The sequence below is a fragment of the Variovorax sp. GW531-E2 genome (assembly GCF_059423125.1).
Genome location: NZ_JBWKXQ010000003.1, coordinates 163,749 through 188,155 on the forward strand (window position 1 = coordinate 163,749; position 24,407 = coordinate 188,155).

At 69.4% G+C, this 24,407-nt stretch carries 23 protein-coding genes and 1 tRNA gene; 14 read left to right on the forward strand and 10 right to left on the reverse strand.

From position 1 onward, the window contains the following. The first annotated feature begins 65 nt into the window (after positions 1 to 65). Both AC07XP_RS03605 and AC07XP_RS03610 read left to right on the forward strand, forming a co-directional pair. Positions 66 to 1,001, forward strand: a complete 936-nt coding sequence (locus tag AC07XP_RS03605; protein WP_495263825.1) for a LysR family transcriptional regulator — start codon at positions 66 to 68, stop codon at positions 999 to 1,001. A gap of 37 nt (positions 1,002 to 1,038) precedes the next feature. Then, complete coding sequence (locus AC07XP_RS03610; RefSeq protein ID WP_495263826.1) at positions 1,039 to 1,917, forward strand: alpha/beta fold hydrolase; 879 nt, start codon at positions 1,039 to 1,041, stop codon at positions 1,915 to 1,917. Between the two features lie 12 nt (positions 1,918 to 1,929). On the opposite strand, the gene AC07XP_RS03615 is transcribed toward AC07XP_RS03610, so the two are convergent. Continuing rightward, positions 1,930 to 3,057: an ABC transporter substrate-binding protein gene (locus AC07XP_RS03615; RefSeq protein WP_495263827.1), complete on the reverse strand. Its 1,128-nt coding sequence runs from the start codon at positions 3,055 to 3,057 to the stop codon at positions 1,930 to 1,932. 111 nt (positions 3,058 to 3,168) lie between these two features. Between AC07XP_RS03615 and imuA the strand changes: the two genes are divergently transcribed. The 4 genes from imuA to AC07XP_RS03635 all read left to right on the forward strand — a co-directional run bounded on the left by imuA (position 3,169) and on the right by AC07XP_RS03635 (position 9,618). Further along, complete coding sequence (imuA, locus tag AC07XP_RS03620) at positions 3,169 to 3,966, forward strand: translesion DNA synthesis-associated protein ImuA (protein WP_495263828.1); 798 nt, start codon at positions 3,169 to 3,171, stop codon at positions 3,964 to 3,966. Beyond that, on the forward strand, positions 3,935 to 5,278 hold the full coding sequence (locus AC07XP_RS03625) for a Y-family DNA polymerase (protein WP_495263829.1): 1,344 nt from the start codon (positions 3,935 to 3,937) through the stop codon (positions 5,276 to 5,278). The genes imuA and AC07XP_RS03625 overlap by 32 nt, the downstream gene beginning before the upstream one ends. After that, on the forward strand, positions 5,271 to 8,621 hold the full coding sequence (locus tag AC07XP_RS03630) for an error-prone DNA polymerase (protein ID WP_495263830.1): 3,351 nt from the start codon (positions 5,271 to 5,273) through the stop codon (positions 8,619 to 8,621). Before AC07XP_RS03625 ends, AC07XP_RS03630 begins: the two co-directional genes overlap by 8 nt. 70 nt (positions 8,622 to 8,691) lie before the next feature. Further along, positions 8,692 to 9,618: a hypothetical protein gene (locus AC07XP_RS03635; protein WP_095744951.1), complete on the forward strand. Its 927-nt coding sequence runs from the start codon at positions 8,692 to 8,694 to the stop codon at positions 9,616 to 9,618. Positions 9,619 to 9,637: 19 nt separating this feature from the next. Here AC07XP_RS03635 and AC07XP_RS03640 read toward each other — a convergent pair whose 3' ends face one another. From AC07XP_RS03640 to AC07XP_RS03655, 4 genes are all read right to left on the reverse strand, one after another. Next, positions 9,638 to 10,654 carry a phosphotransferase enzyme family protein gene (locus AC07XP_RS03640; RefSeq protein ID WP_495263831.1) on the reverse strand — a complete coding sequence of 339 codons (1,017 nt, stop codon included), beginning with the start codon at positions 10,652 to 10,654 and terminating at the stop codon, positions 9,638 to 9,640. Positions 10,655 to 10,732: 78 nt separating this feature from the next. After that, positions 10,733 to 11,338, reverse strand: a complete 606-nt coding sequence (thpR, locus tag AC07XP_RS03645) for an RNA 2',3'-cyclic phosphodiesterase (RefSeq protein WP_495263832.1) — start codon at positions 11,336 to 11,338, stop codon at positions 10,733 to 10,735. Between the two features lie 36 nt (positions 11,339 to 11,374). Then, positions 11,375 to 11,611 (reverse strand): hypothetical protein, encoded by a 237-nt coding sequence (locus AC07XP_RS03650; protein WP_070059288.1) that lies wholly within the window; start codon positions 11,609 to 11,611, stop codon positions 11,375 to 11,377. 78 nt (positions 11,612 to 11,689) lie between these two features. Beyond that, complete coding sequence (locus tag AC07XP_RS03655; RefSeq protein ID WP_495263833.1) at positions 11,690 to 12,958, reverse strand: SGNH/GDSL hydrolase family protein; 1,269 nt, start codon at positions 12,956 to 12,958, stop codon at positions 11,690 to 11,692. Between the two features lie 110 nt (positions 12,959 to 13,068). Between AC07XP_RS03655 and AC07XP_RS03660 the strand changes: the two genes are divergently transcribed. Then, positions 13,069 to 13,977, forward strand: coding sequence for a LysR family transcriptional regulator (locus AC07XP_RS03660; RefSeq protein ID WP_495263834.1), 909 nt, complete (start codon positions 13,069 to 13,071; stop codon positions 13,975 to 13,977). Between the two features lie 2 nt (positions 13,978 to 13,979). On the opposite strand, the gene ku is transcribed toward AC07XP_RS03660, so the two are convergent. Both ku and ligD read right to left on the reverse strand, forming a co-directional pair. Beyond that, on the reverse strand, positions 13,980 to 14,894 hold the full coding sequence (gene ku, locus AC07XP_RS03665) for a non-homologous end joining protein Ku (protein WP_062472415.1): 915 nt from the start codon (positions 14,892 to 14,894) through the stop codon (positions 13,980 to 13,982). A gap of 33 nt (positions 14,895 to 14,927) precedes the next feature. After that, entirely contained in the window at positions 14,928 to 17,462 is a 2,535-nt protein-coding gene (gene ligD, locus AC07XP_RS03670; RefSeq protein WP_495263835.1) for a DNA ligase D, read from the reverse strand. A 245-nt stretch (positions 17,463 to 17,707) separates the two neighbouring features. On the opposite strand from ligD, the gene AC07XP_RS03675 reads away from it, so the two are divergent. The 6 genes from AC07XP_RS03675 (at position 17,708) to AC07XP_RS03700 (ending at position 20,811) form a co-directional block, all read left to right on the forward strand. Beyond that, on the forward strand, positions 17,708 to 17,983 hold the full coding sequence (locus AC07XP_RS03675; RefSeq protein WP_495263836.1) for a hypothetical protein: 276 nt from the start codon (positions 17,708 to 17,710) through the stop codon (positions 17,981 to 17,983). Positions 17,984 to 17,990: 7 nt separating this feature from the next. Next, a complete protein-coding gene (locus tag AC07XP_RS03680; protein WP_495263837.1) occupies positions 17,991 to 19,166 on the forward strand; it encodes a DUF3182 family protein in 1,176 nt (391 codons plus the stop codon). Continuing rightward, positions 19,150 to 19,926, forward strand: a complete 777-nt coding sequence (locus AC07XP_RS03685) for an alpha/beta hydrolase family protein (protein WP_354347656.1) — start codon at positions 19,150 to 19,152, stop codon at positions 19,924 to 19,926. Before AC07XP_RS03680 ends, AC07XP_RS03685 begins: the two co-directional genes overlap by 17 nt. A gap of 112 nt (positions 19,927 to 20,038) precedes the next feature. Next, positions 20,039 to 20,314 carry a hypothetical protein gene (locus AC07XP_RS03690; protein WP_495263838.1) on the forward strand — a complete coding sequence of 92 codons (276 nt, stop codon included), beginning with the start codon at positions 20,039 to 20,041 and terminating at the stop codon, positions 20,312 to 20,314. 152 nt (positions 20,315 to 20,466) lie between these two features. Continuing rightward, positions 20,467 to 20,691 (forward strand): hypothetical protein, encoded by a 225-nt coding sequence (locus AC07XP_RS03695; RefSeq protein ID WP_062472399.1) that lies wholly within the window; start codon positions 20,467 to 20,469, stop codon positions 20,689 to 20,691. Positions 20,692 to 20,737: 46 nt separating this feature from the next. Further along, positions 20,738 to 20,811: transfer RNA gene (locus tag AC07XP_RS03700), tRNA-Gly, on the forward strand. A gap of 29 nt (positions 20,812 to 20,840) precedes the next feature. Here the strand turns inward: AC07XP_RS03700 and AC07XP_RS03705 are convergent. The 3 genes from AC07XP_RS03705 to AC07XP_RS03715 form a co-directional block, all read right to left on the reverse strand. Next, complete coding sequence (locus tag AC07XP_RS03705; protein ID WP_495263839.1) at positions 20,841 to 21,296, reverse strand: nuclear transport factor 2 family protein; 456 nt, start codon at positions 21,294 to 21,296, stop codon at positions 20,841 to 20,843. 61 nt (positions 21,297 to 21,357) lie between these two features. Further along, a complete protein-coding gene (locus AC07XP_RS03710; RefSeq protein ID WP_062480641.1) occupies positions 21,358 to 21,942 on the reverse strand; it encodes a BPSL1445 family SYLF domain-containing lipoprotein in 585 nt (194 codons plus the stop codon). A 70-nt stretch (positions 21,943 to 22,012) separates the two neighbouring features. Further along, positions 22,013 to 22,438: a CBS domain-containing protein gene (locus AC07XP_RS03715; RefSeq protein WP_062480639.1), complete on the reverse strand. Its 426-nt coding sequence runs from the start codon at positions 22,436 to 22,438 to the stop codon at positions 22,013 to 22,015. 688 nt (positions 22,439 to 23,126) lie between these two features. Here AC07XP_RS03715 and AC07XP_RS03720 point away from each other — a divergent pair. After that, positions 23,127 to 24,404 carry an HlyD family secretion protein gene (locus AC07XP_RS03720; protein ID WP_495263840.1) on the forward strand — a complete coding sequence of 426 codons (1,278 nt, stop codon included), beginning with the start codon at positions 23,127 to 23,129 and terminating at the stop codon, positions 24,402 to 24,404. Positions 24,405 to 24,407 lie beyond the last annotated feature (3 nt).

Genomic DNA, 24,407 nt, shown 5'->3' on the forward strand with positions numbered 1-24,407 from the left:
TGCCTGCCTAGCCGTACCATGGAGTTTTGCGATAACCAGATGGAATCAGGCAGCCAACCGTCGCCATGCAGCTCAAGGACCTTCATTCATTCCGCGTGGCCGCCGAGCGCGGCAACCTGCACCACGCCGCCGATGCGCTGGGCGTGACGCAGCCGGCGCTGTCCAAGTCGATTCAGAGGCTCGAAACGGCTCTGGGCGTGCGCCTGTTCGAGCGCACCGCGCGCGGCGTGGCGCTCACGGCCATCGGGCAGGCGCTGTATGCGCGCAACCTGGGCCTGGAACAGCTCGTGGACGACATGCGCACCGAGGTGCAGGACATGAAGCTCGGGCAGTCCGGCAAGCTGCGCATCGGCACCGTGCCCGCCATCGTCGAGTCGGTGATGACGCCGGTGTTCGCGGCCTTCCTGGGCGCGGGCAAGGATGTGCGCTTCGAGACGCAGGTGCAGCTCAGCGGCGTGCTGCTGCAGCAACTGGAAGCGGGTGCGCTCGACTTCGCGATTGCCGCCGTCAACCGCGAGGTGCCCGCGGCGCTGTCCTGCACCGTGCTCGGCGAGCAGGAGTCGTACGTGATTGCGCGCAACGGGCATCCCTTTCACCGGCGCGCGTTCACGCTGCACGACATGGCCGCGCAGCCCTGGGTGCTGCCGCCGTCGAGCATCACGCTGCGTGCCTGGGTCGAGTCGATGTTCCGCGACGCAGGCATCGACGGGCCGACCGCCTTTCTCCAGTCGGACGCCTCGCCCGCGGTCTTTGCGCCGTTGGTGCGCAGCACCAACCTGCTGACGGTCATGACCTCGGACTCGCTCGGTTCCTCCATGGGCACGGGGCTGGCCGCGCTGCCGTCGCCCGCGCCGGTCTGGGCGCTGGAGATCGGGTTGTTCTGGCGGCGCAGCGCCTACTTCTCGCTCTTGATGAAGCAGTTCCGCGACCAAGTGGTGGAGGTGTTCGATGCACGCAACCTGCAGCTGAACCGGCGCCGGGCGCGGCCTTCACGCGGGTGAGCGGATGAGGTCGCGGGCTGCGCGGCAGAATGAAGCCATGCCCACGCCCGCTCTTCCCACCCCCGACGAATCTGCCGAAGCCCGGCGCCAGATCGCCCGCATCGAAGCCCTGTCCACCTCGCACGACCCGGTGCACGACGGCATTCGCGTGCGCTGGCGCCGCTTCGGCACCGACACGACGCAGCCGCCCATCGTGCTGCTGCACGGCGGCCACGGCAGCTGGATGCACTGGCTGCGCAATGCCGAGGCGCTGTCGGCGCAGCGCACGCTGCTCCTGCCCGACATGCCCGGCTTTCACGATTCCGACGCGCTGCCGCGCGTGGCGCCCGGCGAGGACGCGCTGGTGCCGCTCCAGGCCGCGCTCGGCGGCACGCTCGACGCGCTCATCGGCGCCGGCACGCCCATCGACCTGGGCGGCTTCTCGTTCGGCGGGCTCACCGCCGCGCGCTTCGCGGTGCGGCGCGGCGCGATCCGCCGGCTGGCGCTGATGGGCAGCGGCGGCCACGGCACCTTGCGCCGCATGACGGTCGAGATGATCAACTGGCGCGCCGCCCCCGACCGCGAGACCGAGCGCGCCGCGCTCATGCACAACCTGGGCGCGCTGATGCTGCACGCGCCCGCCGCCATCGATCCGCTGGCCTTCGAGATCCACGACCTCTCGTGCCACGGCACGCGCTTTCGCAGCAAGGAGGTGTCGCTCTCGGGCGGGCTGCAGGCCGCGATCGACGCGCTGGGCGTGCCGACGCTGCTGCTGTGGGGCGAGTTCGACGTCACCGCCGATTCGCGTCCGCTGGTGGCGCAACTGGCCAGCGAAGGCCCCGGCCGCGAAGGCGTGGTGATCGACGGCGCGGGGCACTGGGTGCAGTACGAGCGCGCCGACGAGGTCAACGCGCAGCTGCTGCGCTTCCTGGGCTGAAGCGGTTCAGCCTCAGCGCAGGTAGCGCCCGTCCGCCTTGAGCATCGACAGCTCCGAGAAGGTCAGCCCGCGGTGCTCGCCGGGCCGGTACGACACGGCGATGCCGCCGAGGTCGAGTGTCTTGAACGACTCCAGGCCCTTCTGCAGCGACTCGGGCGTGGGGTTGGCGCCCGCGCGCTTCAGGCCTTCGACCATGACCTTGGCCGTGACGTAGCCCTCCAGGCTGGCGTAGCTGAACTCGGTCATGCCGATCTTCTTCATCGCCGCCTGGTACTCGGCAATCACCGGCATCGCGCTGTTCCACGGGTAGGGAACGACCTGCGAGATGACCACGCCGGCCGCGTCCTTCTTGATGTCCTGGAACAGCTTTTGCCCATTCAGGAACGAGAACGAATAGAAGGCCGTCTCGCCGCCGGTCGCGCGGTAGGCCGCGATGAACTTCGCCGCCACGTCGTTGGTGGCCGACAGCACCACGGCCTTGGGCTTGAGCTTGGCCAGTTCGGCGGCGCGCTCGGCCGCGTCGGAGCCGTCGTTCTTGATGGCCACGCTGCCGACCATCTTGTCGCCGCGCTCCGCAATGAACTTCTGCGTGCTCTCCATCGCCGAGCGCGCTCCGGGGTTGTCGTTGTGCGCGAAGGCGATGCGCGACAGGCCGATGGTGAACAGGTGGTTCACGATGCGGCTGTATTCCTCGTCGAAGCTGATGCGCACCGGAAAGCCGAACTCGCTGAACTTCACCACCGGGCCCGCGCCCGTGTAGGGGCCGACGACGGGAATCTTCAGCTCGTTGGCCGCCTTCAGCGCGCCGACCGCCGACGAGGTGCCGATGGGCATCAGCACGCCCACGGCGCCGTCGCGCGCGAAGGTCTTGACGTTCTCGGCGCCCTTGGCGGGGTCGTAGGCGTCGTCGAGCTGGCGCAGCTCGACCGGCCGGCCGTTGACGCCGCCGCTCGCGTTCAGCGCGGTGAACATGGCGCGGATGCCCACCAGCGGCTCGGTCGACAGCGATGCGAGCGGGCCGGTCTGCACGTAGGTCTGGCCGATCAGGAGCGGCTTGGCGGGCTGGGCCGAGGCGGGCGCCACGGCGAAGGCGAGCGCGGCGAGAGCCCAGAACCGCAGATGAATCTTTTTGTGTCTCATAGTCACTAATTGTTAATAAACCGATCTTAAGGCGCGGGCCTTCGCAGGTAAATCGATCGCTGGTTGCGACCTGGGGAATACTGTATAAAAATACAGTTAACAACTGCAATCATGGGCCTCCCTTTCCTCGACTCCTTTTCCACCGCCGCGGGCCGCGGCGTCTGGCACGCCGACGAACTCGGCCTGGCCGACGCGCAGGTCGTGGCCACCGGGCATGCCGCGCTCGACGCCGAGCTGCCCGGCGGCGGCTGGCCCGTGGGCGCGATGACGGAGCTGCTGCAGGCCACGCCCGAGGCCCATGTCTGGCGCCTGCTGCTGCCCGCGCTGGCGCAGGCCGTGGAAGCGCGCGGCGGACCGGTGGTGCTGGTCGGTGCGCCTTACGAGCCCTGCGGCACCGCGCTGGCGGCGCAGGGGCTGCCGGTGGAGGCGCTGATGTGCGTGCGCAGCGACGCCCCGGCCGCGCGGCTGTGGGCCTGCGAGCAGGCGCTGCGCTGCGCCGAGATCGCCGCCGTCGTCGCCTGGCTGCCGCAGGCCCGCGTGGGCGAGCTGCGGCGGCTGCAGCTGGCGGCCGCGCAGCACGAGGTGCTGCTGTTCGTGTGCCGGCCCGAGTCGGTGGCGCTGTCGGCTTCGCCCGCGCGCCTGCGCCTGCGCGCCGAGCGCTGCCCGGACGATCCGGCGCAGATCGCGCTGCACCTGCTCAAGCGCCGGGGGCCGCCGCTGGCCGCGCCGGTGCGGGTGCCGGCGCGCAACGCCCGCATGAGCGCGCTGCTGGCTGCGGCCCGCGTGCGGCGCCAGCTGCGCCTGCAGCCGCCCATGGCGCCGGCCGTCGCGCCGTCGGCCACGGTGGTGCGCATCGACGCATGGAAAGGAGGCCCGGATGCACTGGATCGCCTTGCAGTGGTCGTCTGAGTCCGAAGAAGCCGACGCCCCCGACATGCCCCCGCCCGAGGCCCTGGGCTGGTGGGCGCTGCAGTTCACGCCGCACGTCGCCTGGCAGGACGAGGCGCTGATGCTCGAGGTCTCGGCCTGCGAGCGCCTGTGGGGCGGTCGCGCGCCGCTGATGCGCCAGCTGCTGGCCCTCAACCCCGCGCCCGACGCGCGCATGCGCGGCGCGCAGGGCGCCACCAGCCTGATCGCGCTGGCGCGGCTGCGCCTGTTCGCGCGCAACGAGCACCGGCCCGCCGAGGTGCCGGCCGGCCTGCCGCTGGACACGCTGACGGCCGCGCAGGGCCACCTCGACCTGCTCGCGCGCCTGGGCTGCCGCACCTGGGGCGATGTGGCCGCCTTGCCGCGTGGCGGCCTCACGCGGCGCTTCGGCACCGGGCTGCGCGAGGCGCTCGACATCGCCTGGGGCCTGCGCCCCGAAAGCCACGCCTGGCTCACGCTGCCCGACGTGTTCGAGCAGAAGCTCGAACTGCCCGCGCTGGCCGAGACCGGGCCCGAACTCATGTGGTCGGCCAACCGCCTGCTGTCGGCGCTGCAGATCTGGCTGCGCGCCCGCCAGCGCGGCGCGCGTGCGCTCGAGCTGCAGTGGACGCTCGACCTGCGGCGCCTCAACGGCGTGACCCTGCCGCCGCACCAGCAGCTCACCGTGCGCACGGCAGAGCCCACGCAGGACATGGCGCACCTGCGCCGCCTGCTGTCCGAAAAACTCGCGCTCACCACGCTGGCCGCGCCCGCGAGCTGGCTGAAGCTGCGCACGCTCGAAACCGATCCGCTGGCCGGCGCCAGCACCAGTTTCCTGCCGGAAGACAACCGCAAGGGCGACAAGCTGCACGAGATGGTCGAACGGCTCAGCGTGCGGCTCGGCGCCGACCAGGTGGTGGTGCCGCTCGCGCAGGCCGACCACCGGCCCGAGCGCCAGCAGCGGTGGCGGCCCGCGCTGCAGAAAGAGAAAACGCAGGCGCCCGACAAGGCCCGCAAGGACGCCGCCTCGCAGCCCGATGCGATCTACCCGCCCTGGCTGCTGCCCGAGCCCTTGCGGCTCGAGATGGACGGCGAACGCCCGTGCTACTGCGGGCCGCTGCGCAAGCTGGTCGGGCCGCAGCGCGTGGAGGCCGGCTGGTGGGGCGGCGAGGAAGACGGCGGCCAGCCCGCGATGCGCGACTACTACGTGGCCGAAAGCCCCGAGGCCGGCTTGGTGTGGATCTTTCGCGAGCGGCCCGCCACGCGCTTTTCGTCGGGCGAGGTGCGCTGGTACCTGCAAGGCTTCTATGCCTGACCTGAGCGGCAAGGAAGAGCGCAAGCGCCAGCCCGCCAAGGTGCATGTGCTGCCGCAGCGGCTGCGCCCGGCGCCGGGCCTGCCCGGCTATGCCGAGCTGCACTGCCTCACGAACTTCAGCTTCCAGCGCGGCGCCTCGACGCCCGAAGAGGTGGTCGAGCGCGCCTACCACCTCGGCTATGCGGCGCTGGCCATCACCGACGAATGCTCGGTGGCCGGCATCGTGCGCGCGCATGTCGCGTTGCGCGACCTGCCCGTCAAGCTGGACACCTACGAGCGCGAGCACCCGGACGAGCCGCCGATCCCGCGCCACACCGAATTCCGCCTGCTGTTCGGCAGCGAATTCCGCTTCGAGCGCTTCAAGCTCGTGGTGATCGCGAACGACCCCGAGGGCTGGGGCAACCTCTGCGAGTTCATCACCGCCGCGCGCAACACCGAACTGCCCAAGGGCGAGTACCGCGTCGATTGGGACACGAGCGACGTCGCCTCGCTGCAGCGCTGCCAGGTCCTCTTCGTGCCGCACCGTCCGCCGGGCGGCATGCCGGATGCGGCCACCGTGCAGGACGACCTGGCCGCCGCCAAGGCGCTGTACGGCGACAACCTCTGGCTGGCCGTGGAGCTGTTCAACGAACTCGACGACGACCTCTGGCTCGTCACGCTGATGCAGGCGGGCGAGCAGGCCGGCGTGCCGCTGGTCGCGGCCGGCGACGTGCACATGCACGCACGCGGCCGCAAGCCGCTGCACGACGTGCTCACGGCGGTGCGCGAAGGCCGCACGGTGGCCGAGTGCGGCTTCGCGCTGCAGTCGAATGCCGAGCGGCACCTGCGCCAGCGGGTGCGGCTGGCCGAGCTGTACCTGCCCGCGATGCTGGCGAACACGCTGGAGGTGGCGCAGCGGTGCCGCTTCGATCCCGAGGTGATCCGCGAGACCTACAAGTACCCGCTGGAGACTCTGGGTAGCAACGAGACGGCGACGCAGACGCTGGCGCGCAAGACGTGGGAAGGGGCGCAAAGGCGCTACCCGAACGGGATTCCTGATGGCGTGCGAGCCCAGGTGCAGAAAGAGCTGGACCTGATCAGGGAGCTTGAATACGAGATGTTCTTTCTCACCGTAGAGAACATCGTCCGCTTTGCGCGCTCACAGAAAATTCTTTGCCAGGGTCGCGGGTCATCGGCCAATTCCGCTGTCTGCTATTGCCTCGAAATCACCGCCATCGACCCCGAAAAAGGCCACCTGCTGTTCGAGCGCTTCCTGAGCCGCCATCGCAAGGAGCCGCCCGACATCGACGTCGACTTCGAGCACCAGCGGCGCGAAGAGGTCATCCAGTACATCTACGAAAAGTACGGCCGCGAGCGCGCCGCCATCGCCGCCGTCGTCATCTGCTACCGCTCGCGCAGCGCCTTGCGCGACGTCGGCAAGGCCATCGGCATCGACGAGCGGCTGGTCGACGAGTTCGCCAAGGACCACTACTGGTTCGACGACACCGTGCTCGGCGAGCAGCTCGACAAGGCCGCTGCGCGCGTCGGCGTGAAGGAAGACCGGCTCAAGCTGATGCAGTGGATCGAGCACACGCAAAAGCTCAAGGGCTTTCCGCGCCACCTGAGCCAGCACGTCGGCGGCTTCGTGCTCACGCACACCAAGCTCACGCGGCTGGTGCCGGTCGAGAAGGCGTCGATGAAAGACCGCTCCGTCATCCAGTGGGAAAAGGACGACCTCGAGGCCATGGGCATGCTCAAGGTCGACGTGCTCGCGCTGGGCATGCTCAGTGCGATTCGGCGCGGGCTCGACCACATGAACCGCTGGCGGGGCTCGGCGGTACAGATGCACCACATCCCCAACGACGACCCGAAGGTGTTCGACATGATCTGCGACGCCGACACCATCGGCGTGTTCCAGATCGAGAGCCGCGCGCAGATGTCGATGCTGCCGCGCCTGAAGCCGCGGACGTATGAGGACCTGGTGATCGAGGTGGCGATCGTGCGGCCCGGGCCCATTCAAGGTGGCATGGTGCATCCGTATCTCAAGCAGCGTGAGCGGGTGCGCAAGGGCTTGCCGATCCACTACGAGAAAGACGAGTTGCGCGAGGCGCTGGAACGCACGCTGGGCATCCCGATCTTCCAGGAGCAAGTGATGCAGATCGCGATGATCGCAGCGAAGTTCAGCGCAGACGAAGCCGATCAGTTGCGTCGTGCCATGGCCGCGTGGAAGCGCAAGGGCGGCCTCGACAAGTTTCACGCGAAGCTCGTGGATGGGATGGTGGACAACAAGTACCCGAAGGAGTTCGCCGAAGCCATCTTCAAGCAGATCCTCGGCTTCGGCGACTACGGCTTCCCCGAAAGCCACGCCGCGAGCTTCGCGCTGCTGGTCACCATCAGCAGCTGGCTCAAGAACTACGAACCCGCCTGCTTCCTCGCTGCACTGCTCGACTCGCAGCCGATGGGCTTCTACAGCCCCTCGCAGCTGGTGCAGGACGCGCGCCGCCATGGCGTCGAGGTGCGGCCGGTCGACGTGACGTGCAGCGAGATCGACACCACGCTCGAAGCCCGCGCACCCGATGCGCCGCGCATGCCGCCAGGCACCGACACGCGCTACGCCGAGCGCCTGGGCAACGAGAACCAGCCGGCGGTGCGGCTGGGCCTGAACCGGGTCCTGAGCCTCAGCGAAGCCGGCGCCAGGCGTTTGCTCGCAGCGCGCGCACAAGCGCCTTTCACCAGCACCGAAGACCTGGCCCTGCGCGCCGAACTCGAAGGCAAGGACATGGCCGCGCTCGCCGCGGCCGATGCGCTGATGTCGCTCTCGGGCCATCGACGCCAGCAGGTGTGGGACGCCACCGCGCAGCACCGCTCGTCGGCCCTGCTCAAGGGCGTGCCGATCCACGAACAGGCGTTGCTCCTGCCGGCCGCGCCCGAGGGCGAGGAAATCGTCGGCGACTACGCGGCGCTGGGCCTCACGCTGCGCCGCCATCCGCTCGCGCTGCTGCGCCCGCGCCTGGCGCGCATGCGGCTCCTGAGCGCGGTGGAGCTGCGCACCGCACGCAGCGGCCAGACCGTGCGCGCCTGCGGCATCGTCAAGGGCCGGCAGCGGCCCGGCACCGCCAACGGCACCATCTTCGTCACGCTGGAGGACGAGACCGGCAACGTCAATGTGATCGTGTGGAGCCACGTCATCGAGGCCTGGCGCGAGCCGCTGCTCAAGTCGCACCTGCTCGCGGTGCAGGGCACCTGGCAGCGCGACGACGACAGCGGCGGCAAGGTGCAGCACCTGATCGCCACCGGCTTCAAGGACCTCACGCCGCTGCTGGGCCGGCTGGCGCAGAGCAACACCAGCCGCGACTTCCACTGAGGCATTGCGAATGCAACCGATCGTTCCATGCCTCGCGCCGCCCCTCACTTTTCGCTAACCTGTTCCTCCCATGTCCGCACTCGCCGCAACCGCCGGATTTGCCCTTGCCGATGAGGTCGTCGCCACGCCGATCGGCCCGCCGCCGCCCGCGCCCGATGTGCCCATGCCGCCACCGCCGCCGCCCGTGCTCCCGCCCGAAGGCGATCCGCCGCCCGTCATGCCCCCGGTGACGGACCCCGGTTTTCCGCCGCCGGTGAGCGACCCGCCGCCCCTGCAGACCGCCGTGCCTTTCGGCAAGCCGCACGCACGGCGCCTGCGCGAGATCTACCGCTCGGCCGGCTGGCCCTGCTGCGACACCATCGAGGTCGAACTGCTCGCGGGCGGTTTTCTCGAGCGCGTGCGCAGCGCGCTGGGCCACGAGACGCTGCGCGTGACCGACGCGGGCATTGCACGCATCGCCACCACGCTCACCGTCAACCGCGCGGCGCTGTCGCCGCACGAGGCGCTGGTGGAGCGCGTGGCGCGCGAGATGACGCGCGGCGGCCGAATCGCCTGGCGCGGCCTGGGCCTGCGCGCCCGGCTGCCGCCGCTGGAAGAGGGCGGCAAGCCGCGCTGGTGCATGGCGCGGCCCGACGTGTTTTCGATCCGCAACACCAGCGTCGAGGCCTATGCGCATCCCATCGTGCACGAGGTGAAGGTCAGCCGCGCCGACCTGCTGGGCGACCTGCGCAAGCCCGACAAGCGCGCGGCTTATCTCGACCTGGGCGGCGAGTGCTGGTACGTGCTGGGCAACGACGCCAAGGGCCGCTGCATCGCGTCGCCCGACGAGATCCCGGCCGAATGCGGCGTGATGGTGCTCGAGGGCGAGCGTCTCGTGGTGGCGCGTGCCGCGGTGCACCGCGCCTTCGAGCGCATTCCTTTTTCGGTGTGGCTGGCGCTGGCCAAGGCGCAGCCCGTGGCGGGCTTCGAGGACGACGCGCAGGACCTGCTGATCTGAGCGGCGCCCTTCAGGTGCTTCAGGTGATGGCGTCGTAGTCGCGGTGCGCGACGGCGACCACGTTGCCCGGCTCGAACTGGCTCGCCATCTGGCGCAGGCCTTCCTCGCGGTCTTCGCGGCTGGCCTGCGGATCGAACATCTGGTCGCAGAACTCGAGCAGGTCGCGCACGATGCGTTCGTGGCGGTAGTAGGCGAGGGCGAGCGTGTCGATCGCCTCGTTCGTGCCGTAGCCCTGGAAGAACAGCGCTTCTTCGCGCGGCTGGTTCCACACGCCGCCGACCCCGCCGCCGATGAACATCAGGTCGCGCTCCTTCGGCGCGAGGATCAGCGTGTCCCAGTCGACGATGCACAGACGGTCGTCGTCGCCCAGCAGCACGTTGCCCGCGTGCAGGTCGGCATGGCACAGCACCTGCGGCAGCGACTTCTCGAGCAGGATCGAGGCGAGCTGTTCGCTGCGGTAGACGATCGAATCGATCTCTTCGTCGTGCGCGTCCCAGAAGGCGAGGAAGCGCTTGACCAGATCGTCGCCCGCCACGCCGTTGATGAAGCGGCGCTGGTAGCGACGCACGCCTTCGCGCCAGTGGTGCGAATAGCTTTCGCGCGGCAGGCCCGCCCGCAGCGATTCGGGCAGCTCGGTGCGGTGGATGGTGCTCAGCGTGGTGCCGAGCAAGGTCCATTGCCGATCGGTCGGCGCGCGCGTGAAGCCGTCGGTGCCGTCGAAGAAGGGGTAGAGCGCCCAGTCGAAGCCCTGATCCTGCACGCTGAGTCGCCGCGTGCGCGTGAGCAGCGGGGCCATCACGGCGTCGATGCCATAGGTGTGATGCAGCACGGCCGGCACGTCGACCACGGCGGGTGTGAAACCGCCTCGGCGCAGCTTCAGGAAGTACGCGCGGCCGTCCGATGCCTCGATGCGGAACGCGGCCGAATCGACGTCGGCGCCCAGCGGCAGGAATTCGGTGCGTGTCGCCTGCAGGTCGTAGGTTTCGGCGAGACGCGCTTGAACGGCGTCGGGGGCGATATCGGGTGGTGTCAGCATGCGGCGGGCGTGGCGTGGGTTCGATGGGCGCCAAAAATTGTCTCACCCGATAAGGCCACGAAAGCCGGCCCGCCGTTGTCAGACGGCGTCTTCTTTGTCTTCTTCGTCGGCCTCGTAGGTGGCCAGCACCTTGTGCTCGACGGGATGCGAAGTGAACGAGCGCACGAGCAGGAATTTCCTCACGCGCCACGGGATCGGCGGCAGGCGCATCGGGTAGGCCGCGCCCTCGGTGCGGCGGGCGATGGTGATGTGCGGTGTGAACGTCGGCGTTTCCGTGACGATGCCCGCCTTCTGGACGGCACGGCCGATGTCCGCATGCAGGGTGCGCAAAGCGCCGTGCTCGGCGGGCTGCAGCACCGCGATGTCGTTGCGCCATGTGCGCGAGCTGTCCAGCACGAGGCTCATGGGCCGCACCCGAACCTGGGCGAGCGCTTCACGCAGGCGTTTCTCGACCTCCTTGGGCTGGTCGCCGAAGCAGTGGAGCGTCAGGTGCAGTCGCGGGCTGCGAGGAAAGTAGTGGCCCTTGGGCCAGATCCATTCCTTGCGGTGCGCTTCGATCGCCGCTTGCACCTCGGGCTCGGGAAACAGCGCGATGAGAAGGTGGCGTTGCCTCTCGAAAGCGGGGGAGTCCCAGTCGGGTTCGGGCCCGTTCGCAAACGCATCGCCACGGTGGAAGTCGTCCATTGCAGTTCTCCGGGGGAAGAAGGATGAAAAGGCGGTTCAGGGCTCCGGCGGCCACCAGTGCGCGGCCGTCGTCCGGATGACGCGCGCCGCCTGAACGCGGATGTCATCCTGTTCGTTGCTGTCGTCGTGGCCGTGCTCCCGCGTCACGCGGAAGGGCCAGTTCGAAATCCGGCCTGTCTTGCCGGTGGTGCGCGAACGCGACTGCAACGGATGCTGTCGCGAGGAGAAAAAAAGCACCTGCGCGGAGGGCGCAGGCGGGTTGGCGGTGGTCATGGCGTCGCCTCGAATGTTGTTCTTGGAGACGAGCCATTCTAGAGAAAAGACTGTATTTATGTACAGTATATTTGCAGTCTATCGAAGATCGTTGCCGAGCAGGGCGTCGAGGTCGATGGCCGCCGCCATCGCCCGGTAGCCGGCGTCGCCGGGATGCAGGTGGTCGCCCGAATCCATGGCGGCTTTCAGTCGGGTCGGCCGGGCAGGGTCGCGCAGCAGGGCGTCGACATCGATCACCGCATCGAAGGCGCCGCCTTCGCGGATCCAGCGGTTGATGGCCTGGCGCACGGTGTCTTTCTCGGGCGAGTGGTGGCCGGCCAGCGGTGTGCCTTCGAGCGCACGTTCATTCGGCGGAATGGTGGCGCCCACGATGCGCACGTTGTGGGCGTGGGCCATCTCGATCAGCTGGCGAAAGCCCTGGATCACGGCCTCGGCGCGCACCGCGGGGTCCTGCGGCGCAAAGGGACCGCCGGGCCAGCCGATGTCGTTGGTGCCCAGCAGCACGACCATCGCGCGCACGCCGGGCTGCGCGAACACGTCGCGGCCCGCGCGTTCGAGTGCCGCGCGGCCCATGCCGTCCTTCAGCAGCCGGCCGCCCGAGATGCCTGCGTTGAGCACACCCACGCCGCGCGGCGCGAGCCGTTCGGCCAGCGCGTCGGGCCAGCGCGTGTGGGCGCCGGGCGTCGAGCCGTTGCCGTCCGTGATCGAGTCGCCCAGCGCGACGACGGTGACGGGTGCCTGGGGCGTCTCGACGATCAGGCCGCTCACGTAGACGCGTGTGCTCCACGAGGTGGCGGCGGCCGGCAACCGCGCCGCGGCGCTCAGGTCGCCGTCGGCGATGTACAGCGTTTGCCGCGCATCGAAGTGAAAGCCCGCGGGCTGGCTGGGTTCCGGCAGGTACAGCGACACGGCCACTTCGCTCAGCGCGGGCAGTGGCAGGTCGACCGGGTCGCTCACGAGGCGCGCGCCGGGCGGCAGCGTCACGTCGCTGCGGCCACCGAAGCGCAGCACGCGGTCGGTGCCTTCGACGACCGCCGAGCCGCCCGCATGGCGGGCCACGCGCGCCGCGCCGATGTGCAGCGGCGCGGCGCCGCCTTCGTTGCTGATCACCACGCGCAGCCGCGTGCCGCCGATGCTCAGGCGCGCCACCTGGCGCAGCGTCTGCCGCTCGAAGCGGGCGGGAATGCCCAGGGGCAGCACGAAGCTTTCGTCCCACAGCGGCTGGGTGGCGGCCATCCAGCTGGGGCTCCAGTGCGTGGGCGCTGCAACGGAGGCGGTGGCGGCGCCCGCGAGGGAAAGGGCGAGCGCGCCCTGGCGCAGGAGGGAAGTGAGTCGCGAAGCGGTCATGTGAATGTCCTCAGGTGAAAGAAGTGTCGATGGGCGAACTTTCTTCCATTCGAATCGCGAGGGGTAGAAGGCAGAATGGCATGCATCGCATTCCCGATTCGAATGACCTCATGGACACCCTTCGCGCACTCTCCGCCTTCGTGCACAGCGTCGAGCTCGGCAGCCTCTCGGGCGCGGCCCGCGCGCTCGACACCACGCAGCCCACCGTGAGCAAGCTGGTCGCCGGGCTGGAGCGGTCGCTGGGCGTGCGGCTGCTGCGGCGCGCGGCCACGGGCCTGAGCCTCACGGAGGAGGGCCAGCGCTTTCATGAACGCGCGCGCCGCATGCTCGAGGACTACGGCGACGCCGTGGCCGATGCGCGTGCGCAGGTGCAGCAGCCGCGCGGCCTGCTGCGCCTGAGTGCGCCGGTCACGCTGGGGCAGCGGCACCTCAACGCGATGGCGGTCGAATTCCTGCGGCTGTACCCCGACATCGAACTGGAGCTGGTGCTCGACGACCGCTTCGTCGATCCGCGCGAAGAGCGCATCGACGTCTCGCTGCGCGTCGGCGGCGCGCTGCCGCCCGACCTCGTCGCGCGCCACCTTGGCAGCTGGCCGCGCGTGCTCGTCGCCTCGCCGGACTACGTGGCCGCACGCGGCAAGCCGCGCACGCCGCAGGACCTGCTGGTGCACGACTACCTGCGCTACGCGGCGGGCGACGACGGCGTGCTGCTCACGGGCCCCGACGGCGCGGTGGCCGTGCCGGTGCGCAGCCGCTACCGCGTCAACAACGCCGTGGCGCTGCTCGACAGCGTGCTCGCGGGCGCGGGCGTGTCGTTGCAACCCACGTGGATGGTGGCGGACCTGCTCGCCCAGGGGCGGTTGGTGCGCGTGCTCGCGCGGCACACGGGGCCGGCGCAGGAGCTGCACCTGCTCTATGCGCCGCGCCGGCAGCTGCCACTGCGCGTGCAGGTGCTGGTCGACTTCCTGGCGCAGCGCGTGGCGGCGCTGCCGGGCCCGTCGAAAGCGCCGCGGCGTTAAGCCTAAGCCGCCTTGCGGGCCACGCTCTTCGCGCGTTTGGCCGCCGCAGGCTTGTGCGCGGTCTTGCGTGCAGAAGCCGTCGACTTCGCCGCACGTTTCTTCGCCGCAGGCGGCGTGCGCTTGCCGCTGCGCAGGCTGCGCGCGAGCAGCTCGGTCAGGTCGATCACCTCGGCGCCGCCCTCAGGTGCTTCTTCTTCCGGCTGCACGACCGTCTCCGTGTCGCCTGCCTTGACCTTCTTCTCGACGATCTTCATCACGGCGTGCTTGAACTCGTCCTTGAACTCGTCGGGGTTCCACGGGCCCGACATGTCGCCGACCAGCTGCTCGGCCATCTTCATCTCGGCGGCCGACAGCTTCGCGCCCTTGATGCCGGCGGCCGGCAGGTCGAGCCCGTCGGCGTCCTTGATCTCGTCGCCCCAGCGCAGCAGGTTGAGCACCAGCACCTTGCCGAAGGGAATCAGCAGTGCCAGGTGCTGTTTGGTCGCGATCACCACCTTGGCCAGGCCGACCTTGCCGGTTTTCACCAGCACCTCGCGCAGCAGCGCGTAGACCTTCTGGCCCTTGTTGATCGGCGCGAGGTAGTAAGGGCGCTCCAGGTACACGAAGGGAATCTCGCCGACGTCGAGAAAGCGCTGGATCTCGATGGTCTGCGTGGTGCGCGGGTAAATGGCCTCGATCTCCTTGGGCGAGATCACGACGTACTTGCCGTCTTCGTACTCGAAGCCCTTCACGATCTGCTCGCGCGCGATCTCCTTGCCCGTGCGCTTGTTGATGCGCTTGTAGCCCACCGGGTCCATGCTGCGCTTGTCGAGCCAGTCGAAGTCGATGCCCTGTTCGGTGCTGGCGGTGTGCAGCCCCACGGGGATGTGGACCAGCCCGAAGGTGATGGCGCCTTTCCAGAGGGTTCTCGTGGCCATGGTGTGCTTCCTTCCTTGTGCGTGGGTTCGTGGCTATCGCTTGAAGCCGAGCCGCTTCATCGCCTCGCCCAGCGGCTGGCGCGTGGTCCAGTAGTCGGCCCAGGGGTCTTCGGACTGGAACGACAGGTGTTCGCGCGCGGTGGCGATGGTCCAGTGCGCGCCACTTTTCAGGCTGCCGAGGTCGTCCCAGCTCACGGGCATCGACACGCCCATGCCGGGCCGCGCGCGCGCCGAGTAGGCCGCCACGGTGGTCGCGCCCACGCCGTTGCGCAGGTAGTCGGCAAAGAGCTTGCCCACGCGGTTCGAGGGCCCGCTCTTGGCCACGAACTTCGACGGGATCACGTGCGCCATGTGCTGCACGATGGCGCGCGAGAAGGCCTTCACCGTGTCGTTGTCGTAGTGCATGCGCAGCGGCACGACCACGTGCAGGCCCTTGCCGCCGCTGGTCTTGAGCCATGACACCAGGCCCAGCTCGGTGAGCAGCGTGCGCATCAGCAGCGCGCCTTCCTGCACATGCGCCCACGGCGTGCCTTCGCCCGGGTCGAGGTCGAAGATCATGCGGTTGGGCCGGTCGAAGTGCGTCGAGGTCGCGTTCGAGGTGTGGAACTCGATCACGTTGAACTGCGCCGCGTTCAGCAAGGCCTCGCGCGTGCCGACCTCGAGCATCGACGGGTAGCCGGGCCACAGGGCCGGGTCGAGTTGCTTCACACCGGCGATGTGGACCTTCTCGGCATGCTTCTGGAAGAAGATCTCGCCGCCCACGCCCTGCGGCCCGCGCACCAGCGCGCAGGGGCGGCCCTTCAGGTGCGGCAGCATGTCGTCGGCCACCGATTCGTAGTAGCGCACGAGGTCGAGCTTGGTGCGGCCCGAGGCGGCATCGATCACGCGCTCGCCGTGGCTCACGGCGACGCCGCCGACGGTGGAGGCGGATTTCTTCGATGAGGTCTTCATGGCCTTCGTGCCTTTTTCGCGAGGGACAAGTGCGATGTCGCGGGGCTCTTCATGCACGATCTCCGACGCCGGCTTGTCGTTGCGCATCGCCACGAAGGACGCGTGGCGGATCTGCCCGTCCGGCGTCCATGCGGCGAAGCGCACCTCGGCCACGAGCCTGGGCTTCACCCAGTGCCGCGTGCCGCCCGGCCGGCGGCGGCCGGGCTTGGCCTCGCCGCCGGTGAACGGCGCGTGGTCGGTGTCGAGCGCGGCGAGCTGGCGGCGGATGTCGCGCGCCTCGCGGTCGTTCCAGCCGGTGCCGACGCCGCCGACCGACACGAGCTCGCCGTTCTTCGCGTGCACGCCCAGCATCAGGCTGCCGATGCGCGTCGGGCTGTCGGTGCGCAGCGTGTAGCCGCACACCACGAACTCCTGGCGCCGGATGCACTTGAGCTTGAGCCAGGTGTCGCTGCGGCGCGAGACATACGGCGCGTCGGCGCGCTTGGCGATCACGCCCTCGAGGTTCATGCGGCAGGCCGATTGCAGGATCGAGTCGACGTCGGCCTCGAAGTCGCTGCTGAAGCGCAGGCGGCGCGTGGCGCGCGCGTCCATCAGCTGCCTGAGCAGGCGACGGCGCTCGGCGAGCGGCGTGTGGCGCAGGTCGAAGCCCTCGAAGAAGGGCACGTCGAACAGGAACATCACGATGGGATCGGCGCGTTCGCGGTCGAGCGCGTTCTGCAGCGCGTTGAAGTCGGGCGTACCGTTCTTGTCGGGCACGACGATCTCGCCGTCGAGCCAGGCGTTGCCGAGGCCCAGTCGCTCCAGCTCGGCCACCAGCTTCGGCAGCTTCGCACTCCAGTCGTGGCCGCCGCGCGTGAGCAGGCGTGCCTTGCCGTTGCCGATGCGCGCCATGAGGCGGTAGCCGTCGAACTTGATCTCGAAGATCCAGTCGCCGGGAGCGCCTTCGGGCACACCGGTGGCGAGTGTCGCGAGCTGCGGTGAAAGTTTGGCGGGCAGGCGAGCCTTCACCGCGCCCGTTGCGGGCAAGGCAGGCAAGGCTTGGGCCTTGGCCTTGGCGCTCTTGCGCGCGCCGGCCACGCTGTCGGGCAGCGCGGACACCACGTCGTACTCGGCATGCGAGCGCGCGAAGGCATCGCGCTTCTTGAACAGCAGCCAGGGCTCCTGCCGCTCGCCGCCCTTGGCGATCCTGACGAGCTCCCACAGCCCTTCGAGCTTCTGGCCGTGCAGCCGGAACGCGAGCTTGCCCGCGGCCAGGCCCTTGCGCGGATCGCCCACGGGCTCCCAGGTGCCGTGGTCCCACACGATGACGTCGCCCGCGCCGTAGTGGCCTTCGGGAATCGTGCCCTCGAAGCCGGCGTACGACAGCGGGTGGTCTTCCACATGCACGGCCATGCGCTTGTGCGCGGGGTCGAGGCTCGGCCCCTTGGGCACGGCCCATGACACCAGCACGCCGTCGAGTTCGAGCCGGAAGTCGTAGTGCAGCCGCCGCGCCGCGTGCTTCTGGATCACGAACGCGGGCGCGTGCGGCCGGGCCTTGCCGCCTTCGGCGGGTTCGTCGGTGACGGCGAAGTCGCGCTTCGCCTGGTAGGTTGCGAGGGGCGTGTCGGAACGGGCCATGCCCTCTGTGTGCCCGCATTCGGGCCGCGCCGCATCGGCCAGGTGTCCGGTCTTCGTGTGGGCCAAGGCCGCACGCGCGCGCGAGGACGGGGCAACGGTCAGGCGGGTGCCAGACGGGTCCCACGCGCAGGCGCTGTGCCCTCCGACCGGCGCGCCGCGCGATCCGCAGAACATGGAGGCACTGCAGCCGCCAACCCGGAGGAGGCAGCCATGTGAGCCCGTGTGCATCGCACCAAGGAGACCCCATGACTTCGAAGCAGACCCCCGACCCGAAGCCGGCGAGCCCGGACCAGAACCCGCCGGAGAAGTTTCCGTTTCCCACGTCCGAGAACCACGGCAAGCCACCGGCCGAGGCCGCCAAGCCGACCGAGCAGCCGTCCAGCGAAGAAGCGCTCGACAGCGGCGTGGAAGAGTCCTTTCCGGCGAGCGACCCGGTGTCGGTCACCGTCACGAAGGTCAAGCTGCCATCGGGCGATGCGGACAAGGACAGGAAGCCCGAGGACAGGAAGGCCGACGCCTGAGGCCCCGATGGACCTGCGCCTGAACACCGTCATGGCCGCGGAACCCGCCACCGGCCCGGCCACGCGCCGCGTCGTCACCTGGGACGTGCGTCCGCAGGGCTACTGCAGCGAACACGAGCACGCCACGCGCGCCAACGTTGCGCAGCGCCTGGCGGCGCTCCAGGGCTGGGCGTTCGCGGGCGCCTACGACGCCAGCCAACCGGGGCCGGACCCGCTCTACTTCGTGCCGAGCGACACGCTCACCGACCCGCACCAGGCGCGCGCCATGGGCATCGCCGGCGTGGACGACCTCTTCGGTGGCGTGGTACCCCATGCCTTCGTCGCCACCAAGGCGATCAGCCATCCGCTCGTCGGCCCCGACGCCGTGCGGCCCTTGGGCTGGTCGGCGCGCATCGCGGGGGAGATCGGCGATGCCGCCTTGCCCGGCTTCACCTGCTTCAGCCTGGACGAGGCGCGCGTTGCGGGGAGGGCGCTGCTCGACATCGGCCGCGTGCGCCTGAAGCCCGTGACGGCCACCGGTGGGCGCGGGCAGCAGGTGGTCGACGGCATCGATGCGCTCGAGCGCGGTCTCGATGCGATGGACGACCGCGCGATCGCCACCGAAGGCCTCGTGCTCGAAACCAACCTGGAACAACCCCAGACCTACAGCGTCGGGCAGCTGATCGTGGCGCAGCGCATCGTCAGCTACTGCGGCGAGCAGCGCCTCACGCGCGACAACGCCGGGCAGGAGGTCTACGGCGGCTCCGACCTGCTGCTGGTGCGCGGCGACTTCGACGCGCTGCTGGCCCGCGTCGATCCGCCGCCGCCGCTGCGCCGCGCGATCGAGCAGGCGCGGCGCTACCACCGCGCGGTGATCGACTGCTACCCCGACTTCTTCGCCTCGCGCGTGAACTACGACGTGGCGCAAGGGCTCGACGGCCGGGGCGACTGGCGCTCGGGCGTGCTGGAGCAGTCGTGGCGCGTCGGTGGCGCCACGGGCGCGGAGATCGCGGCGCTCGAAGCCTTCCACCAGGACCCGGCGTGCCAGCGCGTGCACGCGTCCTGCTTCGAGGTGTACGGCGAGGCCGCCCGCGTGCCCGCCGGCGCCATCGTGGCCTACCAGGGCAACGACCCCGAGACCGGGCCGCTGTGCAAATACACGGTGATCGAGACCACCGCCACCCCGCATGCCGACACGCCATAGTTCTATCGACATTCCCGTGGACGGCCATCACATCGAGGGCACGCTGTTCGCTGCGTCCAGCATGGTGCCGGGCGTGCTGCTGGTGCACGGCTGGGACGGCAGCCAGGAGCAGTACCTCAAGCGCGCGCAGGAGATCGCCGCGCTCGGCTGCGTTTGCCTGACCTTCGACCTGCGCGGCCATGCGCGCCATGAAGGGCTGCGCCAGCAGGTGACGCGCGAGGACAACCTGCGCGACGTGCTCGCCGCCTACGACGCGCTGGTGGGCCACCCGACCGTCGACCCCGCGGCCGTCGCCATCGTCGGCAGCAGCTACGGCGGCTACCTGGCCGCGCTCGTCAGCGCGATGCGGCCCGTGCGCTGGCTCGCGCTGCGCGCGCCCGCGCTGTACCGCGACGGCGAGTGGGACACGCCCAAGGGCCTGCTGAGCCGCTCCGACCTCGTGGCCTACCGCCGCACGCTCGTCGGGCCCGACGACAACCGCGCGCTCGCGGCCTGCGCGGCCTTCACCGGCGACGTGCTCATCGTCGAATCGGAAGACGACCAGACCGTGCCGCACCCCGTCATCGAGAACTACCTCGCCGCCTTCAAGCGCGTGCGCTCGGCGACCTACCGCACCTTGTCCGGCGCGGACCACGCGCTGTCGCGCCTGGAATCGCGCCAGGCCTATGGCGCGCTGCTCGTGTCGTGGATCACCGAGATGACGCTGGGCGCCAAGGCGACGTCCACGCTCACCAGGCCGGTGTCTAGCGGCTCGGCCTGAGGCACGCGCCGAGGCTGTAGGCCGCTTCCTTCCCGAACATGCGCGCCAGTCCATCACCACGCGTCGCGTCGCGCGCGCCGAATCCTGACCCCATGGTGACGGAGACAAAGAGATGGACTTCGAAGGCATCTACTGCTTCGATACGGCCACGGTGCGTTTCGCCGTGTACCCCGACGGTCCCGACGGCGCGCGCGTGCTGGCGCAGATTTCGCAAGACGTGCTGCACGATGCGCTCGGCGCGCAGGAAATCGGCGAGCACACGCTGCATGCCTGCAAGCGGCATTTCGACGTGGTTTCGGCGGCGGCCGTGGCGCGCTTCCGGGCCGATCCGCGCGGGCCCATCGTGCTGGCCTGCGGCGATTTCGCACGGATGCATGCACCGCGCTGAGACGCGGGTGGCGAGGCGCTGTCGGGCGAAAGTTCTCGCACGGTGCTCGCACCGTGCGACCTGTCGATTTGGTTACAAAAGCGACCTATCTGGACCCGCATTTCGGGGGCGCAACGACCTAGACTGCGCCTCGTTTCCTCAGGAGCCTTCCCATGCCTATGGACTTTCTGGAGCGCATCGAAGACGCGTCGTTCCCGATGGCGGTCCGCGACGAAGCCGACATCCACTGCGCGACCATGCTGGTCGCCGCGCACCTCATCGAAGCCGTGCTGCCACCGGCCGCGAGCGGCACGGGCCCGCGCGTTGCCGTCGTCCTGCTCATCACGCCGCAAGGGCGCGCGGCGCTGCGGCTGCGAAGGGATGCGCTGCAGACCTGAGCGTGCGCCGTGTGCGAGTGAACTGACGTTAGAATCCGCGCCTGCTGCGGGTGTAGTTCAATGGTAGAACGGCAGCTTCCCAAGCTTCATACGAGGGTTCGATTCCCTTCACCCGCTCCAGCCCCCATTCCTCGGCGCCCGGCAGCCTCTCAACCGATGCCGTGCTGCCGCAGCACCTCGGCCTCATCGCCGGTGATCCAGCCGAACACCTTCGCGCTGTCCCCCTCGAGCCGCACCAGATAGACGTTGGTGAAGTCGATCACCTTCTGCGCGCCGTCGACCTTGTAGATCGCTCTCCACGCCACGCAGGCGAGCCCGTGCAAATCGTCGATGGCCGAGATGTGCAGGTTGCGCACGGTCATCCGTTGCACGCCGGTGTCGCGGTAATGCTTGAACCCCTTCGCGGACACGCTCCTGAGTTCTTCATCGTTCTTGCCCGTGAAGACGCCGGCGGGCGAAGCGGCAATGAAGCACGCGGCGTACAGCGCCGCCACGGCCTCCAGGTCGACTTCACCGGTCAGCCCCGCATTGAATTCCCGCTCATAGCGGTCGAACAACGCGCGCGTCGCGGATTGGATCGGGTGGGCTTCGGCTCCGTTGAGCATGATGGCGGGCACTCCTTGTCGATGGCGTTTCCGACCGGATGCCCGTCATGCCATGCCCGTATCAAGGTCGAATTTCGGTGATCTTCGCACCCTGCACCGACGCACCCGCCTCCAGGCCCACATTGGTCATCACGAAGGCGACCACGGGTTGCCGGAAGGTGCTGCTGTCGACGACGCCGTTGGCACCGTAGCGTGCCAGCGCCACCGTCGCGTCGACGCCCACCGTCCAGCCCCGGCTCTGGCGGAATTTGTCCAGCGCCTCCCTGGAGGTGAACACGTAGAACACGGCCTTCGACTGCGCACCGGCCTGGAAGCCGATGGAGCCGGCAGTCGTGCTGTAGTAGCTCTGCGTGCGGCCGCCGCTGCGCAGGGCACCGCGGCCATAGTCGGCGCCGATGCCGAAGCTTCCGCCCACCACGGACGGGAAGACCAGCACGCCCTGGGCGCCGGCGACGAGCGCGCGCGAACCGGCGACGGTGTCATAGAGCCGGGCCAGCGATGCGTCGACCTGGGCGTCGATGGCCGATGCCGACGACGCCGGGATGTCGTTCGCCGCGCCGGAGGGGCGGGTGACCGTGCAGCCGGTCACGGCGAGGCTCGCCGCGATGGCGGCGGCTGCGAGCAGGTGGAAAGGTGCGACGTGCATGGCAAGTCCTCCAGGAAGAAAGGGAAGGGACAGTGAATCGGGGTGAAGGACCTCGCCTGGTCAGACCTTCTCAGGCCTCGACGGGTTGCGAGATGCCGCACAGCGCCTCGGCGGCCGGCTTGACCTTGGGCTCCTTCACCGCGACATCGGCCAGCGCCAGGATGCCCACCAGCCGCTTGTCGCGGTTGACGATGGGCAGGCGCCGGATCTGGTGCTCGGCCATGAGCTGCGCCGCATGATCGACGGCGTCGTCCTCGTAGGCCCAGCGGATGCCGTCCGACATGACGTCGCGCACCTTGGCGTTGCCGTCGTGTCCCTCGGCGATGCCGCGCACGGCAATGTCGCGGTCCGAGATCGCGCCGATCATGCGGTCGTTCTCGCCCACCGGCATCATCCCGAAGTCGCCGTCGCGCATGCGCCTGGCGGCCTCCGCGAGGGTGGCGTCGGGACTGATGACCTCGACATCGCGGGTCATCACAGCGTTGACTTTTCGCATCTGGAATCCTTTGAAGAAAAAGTAAGTTGGGCGGCCTGGTTCATGGCAGGAAAAGGGGTGCGCACGGCGCTGAACCGGCGCAGGTACAGGTCTAGTCTTCTGCGCGGCCCAAGGTGTAGGACAACCGCCGAAAAGCCGGTGGTGCAAAGGAAGAACGCGCGCATGCCGCAGCTTGGGCGTGTCCCCATGTCGCGAAGGGCATAGGGCTCGCCGGGGTTGATGACCGTCGCTGATGCGTACCCGCCACAGCGCCCCCGCGGCGGCTGTGACCAATCGCGGCAATATCGTTACGGCCTGTTGAACCCGACGCCGAAGCCGCGTTGTCGACGCCGCGCGCGCAGGGGGCCGCTTCATCGGACCTTGCCCCGTGCGATGCCCGTAGGCCTTCGAGACAAACGCGATCACGCGCTGTTCCGCGCGTGCCCACACGCCCGGCCCGTGTCAACCCCCACCGCCGCAACACCTATGTAGGACTTCGCCCGGTCCGCGGCCGAAAAGTAGATGTGAAGTTCGCACATCTTGTTTCTCCCGGAAGCAGGGTCGGCCGCGCTTTGGGCGTACCTTTATTGCACCGCAGCACGAAAAATCGAGGCGCGGACCGAGGGGTCGGGAGGTTGATTCGAGTCTCTTTCTTCACCAGACGGCATGCCGTTCGCCGGCATGCCGTCGATGTTTCCAAGAGGTGGTTATGCGAGTGTCCAGACCCATTCCTTTTCCGTCGGAACCGGGCCGACCGCGCGCCCCGGGTGCCGGAATTGCCCGGCGCCAGCGGGGCGCCTTCGTTCCGAAGCTGGCGGCCTATGCGCTGCTGGCCTTCGTGCTGTGGTTGATGGTCGCCACGCTGGTCGAGCCGCTGCTGTCCTCGCAGGCCACGCGGGCCGTGCTGCAGGCGCCGGTCGGCATCGTCACCTCGCCGATCAATGGCGTGGTGACGCAGATGGCGGTGCGCACGCGCGATGCGGTGGCGCCCGGCACGCTGGTGGCCACGGTGCGCAACCCGACCGTCAGCCAGGAGATCCTCACCACGCTGACCACGCAGCGCCTGGCCCTGCAGAGCCAGCTGTCGCAGCTGGGCAACCAGTACAAGTCCGACAGCCAGGAGATGCGCTCCATCGGCCAGCAGGCGCAGGTGACCCGCCAGGCCTCGCTGGCGCAGACCTGGGACGCCTGGGAGATCGCGCAGCGCCAGCGCGACGTGGCGCACAGCGTGGTGGCCGAACAGGAAAACAAGGTGCGCACCAACGAGGCGCTGCTGAAAGAAGGCGCCATCAGCGAACAGGTGATGAACGCGTCCGAGGCCCAGCTGAGCACCGCGCGTGCCAATGCAGCGGTGGCCGAGCAGGCCTTCGCGGGACAGGCGCAGACGGTGGCGAGCGCGGGGCAGGGCGCCTTCGTGGGCACCAGCGGCAACAGCCTGTTCCAGACGCTCGCGAGCCGGCGTGAAGCGCTGCGCAACAGCAGCGACCGCGCGCGCCAGGACGGCACCGCGATCGTCAAGCAGCTCGCGCAGATCACGCAGCTCGAGGACGAAGAGCGCCGCCGCGTCGACAAGCTCGCCGCCTACGAGGTCAAGGCGAGCCAGCCCGGCATGGTGCACACGGTGCTGGCGCCCGAGGGCGCGTATGTCACGGCGGGCTCCTCGCTGGTGCGCGTGACCGACTGCAGCCGGATCGGCGTCGTCGCCGTGTTTCCCGCGCGGTTGGCCAAGCGGCTGAGCGTCGGCTCCAAGCTCGACGTGAAGGTGGCGCAGAACGTCGACGTGCAGGCGCGCGTCGAGCAACTGCTGCCCGTGGCCTCCGACGCGCTGCAGAGCACGTACAGCGTGCCCTTCCCCTTTGCCGAGCAGGGCTCGATCTATGCGGTGGCACGCATCGAGGCGCCCGAACCGCCGCCCTCGGAAGACGGCAGCCGCCAGACCCTGTGCGTGCCGGGCAAGGTGGTCTCGGCCAGCCTCGCCAAGGCGTGAGAA